We start from the raw sequence: 5,110 nt of genomic DNA, 5'->3' as shown, positions 1-5,110 counted from the left end.
AGCAGCAGCGTGCTGTTCACAATGGCAGCTGCCCATAAGCGGTAGGTATTGTCATCATCCAGGTTGCCGAACTTGGCTTTTACGGCATCGTAAAAACCAACAGGATGTTGTGCCGTGGGTATATCTGTATAAAATTTATGGCAAACTGCCGCCATAATCTGCTGATCGCTGCGTTTGTCCTCGTTTTCCAGGAAATCGCTGCGGGCCTTATCAGCAGCCTGCAGGCTTTTTGCCAGTACATCGGGCGATATGCCGGGCTGCATCAGCGATTTTTCCAGCGCCTGCAGGCTGGCGGCGAAGGCCGTTAAAGGCGAGCCTAAGATGCCTTCGCGGATGTAAATACGGTGTTTGGTATAGGGCGCCCATTCTTTATAGGCCGCGGCATAATCTGTAAACAGGTGCTCATAGGCAGGCTTACCATGCGCCCATTCCATAAAGGCGGCTTCCTGCGCGGCTTTGTCTTCCTGCACATGGTATTTCAGCAGCTGTTTGGTTTCCCCGTCGTAAAACTTCCAGTAGTTGGCAATGCCGGCGTAGGAAGCGGCCAGCTTTAGCCGCGTGGCCGGGTCTTTTTTCATCTGCTCAAACATATATTTAAGGCGAAGGTCGCGCAGGCTTACAATGGCCGGGTTTTCCACGGTTGTTTTCAGCTGCACGCCGTAGGAGGTTTCATAACGGTTGGTGCCGCCGGGGTAGCCGAATATCATGGCGTAATCGTTTTCCTTTACGCCTTTAACAGACACGGGTAAAAAATATTTAGGCTTCAGGGGTATATTGTCTGCCGCATAGGTGGCAGGCTGCCCGTTTTTGTCGGCATACACGCGGAAAACGGAAAAGTCGCCGGTATGGCGGGGCCATTCCCAATTATCGGTATCGCCGCCAAATTTACCCACGCTTTCCGGCGGGGCGGCCACCAGGCGTATATCTTTATAACGCTGGTACACAAACAGCAGGTACTGGTTGCCTTTGAACATAGGTACTACGCGGGCTTCATAACCAGTGCCACGCACCGCCGCCTCCACAATATTGTCAAATACGCGCTGCTGCTCGCGCTGCAGGGCTTCGCCTTCCAGGGATTGCAGGGTGTCCGTTACCTGTTTGGTTACATCGGCTACCCTTACCAGGAACTGTACGGAAAGCTTTTCGGCCGGTATCTCTTCCTGCCTGCTGCGGGCATAAAACCCGTTTTTCAGGTAGTTATGGGCCATGGTGCTTGCATTGGCTATGGCGCTGTAGCCGCAGTGGTGGTTGGTGAATATAAGTCCCTGGCTGCTTACGAGCTCCCCGGTACAGCCCCCGCCGAAAATAACAATCGCATCTTTCAGGGAAGCTTTGTTAATGCTGTACAATTGTTCTTTGCTCAGCTTCAGTCCTTTCTTCACCATATCGGCATACACCTGCTGCCCCAGTAAATAAGGCAGCCACATACCCTCATCTGCCCGGGCCAATAGCGTAACCAGCAGCAGGGTAAAAATCATAAAGGCTCTCTTCATACTAATTTTGCTTCCGGATTTTTTTAAAACAGGCTTCAAACCTACCCTTTTTTTTGATAATACAATATACGTAGCAGTGGACCCGGAAAAATGGAACGCCTTTTGATAAGTGGAAAATTGCCCGGTCTGGTGGCCGGTTCCAGGCGTTTGCATAATATTGTAGCAGTTTTTTTTCCGTTATAACACGCAGGTAATGAAAATTTTATCATATCCCGGCTTACCGGGGGTAAGTACCATCCCAATGTAGCGGAACAGGTACTGATCATTGGGAAATAAAAAATTAACAGATGAATAAGATACTGATAGGATTACTAACAATCGCCTTGCTTGCCTGCCGGGAAAACAGCACCCAGCAGCAAAAGAAGGAGGAAATGAAAGACGGCCTGGAAAAAATAAAGCAGGATATTAAGGAAACCGCAAACGCGGCAGCGGATTATCTCGACGAGCAGAAGAAAAAGGCCGCGGCCGACCTGAATGAGCGTAAACAGGAAATAGATGAAAAGCTGAACCAGTTGAAGAGTGACACCACCAGCCGTGGGGCGCAGGCGCGTAAAAAACTGAACGGACTGCGGAACGATATCAACAACAAGCTGCACGACCTGAAGAACGCAAGCGCCGCTACCTGGGACAGCACCCAGCTGAAAATTGATACGTTGCTGAAAAAATCAGATAAAGAGTGGACAAAATTTAAACAGGACTTTAAAGACCTGTTCCAGTAAAATTATGTGCGTCATAAAATAGTTTTATAACTTTACCGGTACCAATTTTAACCACTTGTTACTGATTAATCATCAACATATACAACCTGAAGCCGGCTGTGATGAAGCAGGGCGCGGATGCCTGGCAGGGCCGGTATTTGCGGCCGCGGTAATACTGCCTTTGCGCTTCCGGCACCCGTTGCTGAACGACTCCAAGCAGCTGAAACCGGCGGAGCGCGACCAGCTGCGTTACGTGATAGAAAAAGAAGCAATATGCTATGCAGTAGCAAGTGTGGACAATGTAGAAATAGACAGGATTAACATACTGCAGGCCTCCTTCAGAGCCATGCACCTGGCGCTGGAACAGTTGTCACAACAGCCGGGTTTTATTTTGGTAGATGGTAACCGCTTTGTACCCTATGGCAAGGTGCCCCACGCCTGTATTATACAGGGCGATGGCATTTATGCTTCTATAGCCGCTGCCTCTATACTGGCCAAAACCTACCGGGACGAATATATGCAGCAGCTGCATACGGAGTTTCCGCATTTTGGCTGGAACGAGAATAAAGGTTATCCAACCGTGTACCACCGGAACGCCATCCGGGAGCATGGCGAAACCCCCTACCATCGTAAATCGTTCCGGCTGCTGCCGGAGGAGCTGGAAATAGAGGAAGAGGATCTGTGATGGAGTATTGATATTATTGTTTTACCCTATTAGGGAGATGAGTAGATTATGTTAAAGCAGACACAACAGCAAAAGCTATTACAAAAACTTTCACCGCAGCAAATTCAGCTCATGAAATTGCTGCAGGTGCCTACTGCCAACCTGGAGGAGCGTATTAAGGAAGAGCTGGAGGAAAATCCCGCCCTGGAATACGGGGAGGAAGATGCGCATGAGGACGATCCCGCCAAGGAAATGCAGGATGAAACGGTACCTGCCGCCACCGAAGAAGGGGAGGAGGACGAGTTTGAGCCCGATGGAAGCGAAAACGAATATGACAACATAGATATTTCCGAATATGTGAATGAAGGAGATGATGACATAGCAGACTATCGCCTGCGGGATGATAACTACCCCGACCCCGACGAGAACAAGACCATACCGGTGCGGGTGGAAACCTCTTTTCATGAGCACTTACTGAGCCAGCTGGGCATGCTGGAGTTGGATGACCACCAGCAGGCCATTGCAGAGCAGATCATAGGCAGCATTGATGATGATGGTTACCTGCGCCGCGAAGTAAGCGCTATTGTAGATGACCTCTCTTTTTCCCAGAACATACAAACCGATGAGGAGGAGATAAGACAGCTGATAAAGAAGATACAGGAATTTGATCCGCCCGGCGTATGCTGCAGCGATCTGAAAGAGTGTTTGCTGCTGCAGCTGAAGCGCAAGCCGCAAGACGATCCCGGTGTGCAAACCGCCTACCAGATACTGGACAGCTACTTCGACGAGTTCACCAAAAAGCACTACGAAAAAATACAAAAAGGCCTGAACCTTACGGACGAAGGCCTGAAAGAGGCCATTAACCAGATCATACGCCTTACGCCCAAGCCCGGCGGCAACTATGCAACGGTAAACAAGGCGGAAAGCTATGTGGTGCCGGACTTTTTTATATTCAATAACAACGGTAAGCTGGAGCTTACGCTCAATTCCAAGAACGCGCCCGACCTGCGTATTTCGGAAGGGTACCGGGAAATGCTGAAGGAATATGACCGGGGCGATAAAAAAGACCGGCGGCAAAAGGAGGCAGTGCTGTTTATTAAGCAGAAGATAGATGCCGCCAAATGGTTTATTGATGCCATTAAGCAGCGGCAGCATACCCTGCTGTCCACCATGGAGTCGATTATGGATTACCAGCGGGAGTTTTTCCTGACCGGTGATGAAACCACCATGAAGCCCATGATCCTGAAAGATATTGCAGATATTACACAGCTGGATATATCTACCGTAAGCCGGGTGGCCAACAGCAAGTATGTGCAAACGGAGTTCGGCACCTTTAAGCTCAAGTTCTTTTTCAGCGAGTCCCTTTCTACCGACAGCGGGGAGGAAGTATCTACCCGTGAGGTAAAGAAAATACTTTCCGACCTTATAGAAGGAGAGAACAAGCGTAAGCCGCTGAGCGATGAGAACCTGACTAAAATGCTGCAGGATAAAGGGTATAACATTGCCCGCCGTACCGTGGCCAAATACCGGGAGCAGCTGAACATACCGGTGGCCCGTTTAAGAAAAGAGCTTTAATAAAAACAGCACGCTATATACACCACTTTATAAATGGATAAACAATCTGCCCTGCATGTGGGCGAAAGCAAACCAGAGTGGCCGGTGTTTCCGGCGCCGTTACGGGCGGTGGCACAGGTAATCTCCTATATCTTTCATCCCTTATTTATTCCTGCCATTGTTACCTTTTTTATCGTACATATATTGCCGGAGTATTTCATTACTTTCAAACAATACAGTGTGCGTTTCCCGTACGACAAGCTGTATATAAGGGTAATCAGCATCAGCCTGTTTTTCCCCCTGTTAACGGTGCTGCTTACCCGCGCCCTGCGCTTTGTAGACTCTTTTTACCTGCACACGCAGCGCGACCGTATTATACCTTATGTAGCCACCATGATCTATTACTTCTGGGCCTTTTATACCTTTTTACGGGAGGGGGTGGCCCCGTCTTTCTTCACCGCCTTTTTCCTGGGCATTTTCCTGGCCATTATAGCGGCCTTTATCTGTAACATTTTTATTAAGATCAGCATGCATACCCTGGGCTGGGGCGGCGTTATCGGCTTTTTGCTGGCCCTTATGATGGGAATGCACCTGAATGTGGGCATTATGCTGGCGATTGTTTTCTTTCTTACCGGCCTGGTAGGCACAGCCCGGCTGGTGCTGGCCGCGCACAGCCCTGCGGAGATTTATGTTGGGCTGAT

At 49.5% G+C, this 5,110-nt stretch carries 5 protein-coding genes; 4 read left to right on the top strand and 1 reads right to left on the bottom strand.

Annotation, left to right across the window (positions count from 1 at the left end; genetic code table 11):
* A partial coding sequence (locus tag VFS25_RS13815; protein WP_326462743.1) for a S46 family peptidase occupies window positions 1-1,493 on the bottom strand: 1,493 nt, incomplete at its 3' end.
* A gap of 287 nt (window positions 1,494-1,780) precedes the next feature.
* Here VFS25_RS13815 and VFS25_RS13810 point away from each other — a divergent pair.
* The 4 genes from VFS25_RS13810 to VFS25_RS13795 form a co-directional block, all read left to right on the top strand.
* On the top strand, window positions 1,781-2,212 hold the full coding sequence (locus VFS25_RS13810) for a hypothetical protein (protein ID WP_326462742.1): 432 nt from the start codon (window positions 1,781-1,783) through the stop codon (window positions 2,210-2,212).
* Window positions 2,213-2,267: 55 nt separating this feature from the next.
* A complete protein-coding gene (locus VFS25_RS13805; protein WP_326462741.1) occupies window positions 2,268-2,876 on the top strand; it encodes a ribonuclease HII in 609 nt (202 codons plus the stop codon).
* A 111-nt stretch (window positions 2,877-2,987) separates the two neighbouring features.
* Window positions 2,988-4,430 carry an RNA polymerase factor sigma-54 gene (gene rpoN / locus VFS25_RS13800; protein ID WP_414647736.1) on the top strand — a complete coding sequence of 481 codons (1,443 nt, stop codon included), beginning with the start codon at window positions 2,988-2,990 and terminating at the stop codon, window positions 4,428-4,430.
* A gap of 33 nt (window positions 4,431-4,463) precedes the next feature.
* On the top strand, window positions 4,464-5,110 hold a 647-nt coding region (locus tag VFS25_RS13795), incomplete at its 3' end, for a hypothetical protein (protein ID WP_326462739.1).

It is taken from the genome of Chitinophaga sp. (assembly GCF_035761305.1).
Taxonomy (GTDB): domain Bacteria; phylum Bacteroidota; class Bacteroidia; order Chitinophagales; family Chitinophagaceae; genus Chitinophaga.
Note: the sequence above shows the minus strand (reverse complement) of the source record. Positions and strands in the feature narration are given on the sequence as shown.

Coding starts and splice junctions, on each gene's coding strand:
- VFS25_RS13810 (WP_326462742.1), top strand. CDS start 1,781: ATGAATAAGATACTGATAGGATTACTAACAATCGCCTTGCTTGCCTGC.
- rpoN (WP_414647736.1), top strand. CDS start 2,988: ATGAAATTGCTGCAGGTGCCTACTGCCAACCTGGAGGAGCGTATTAAG.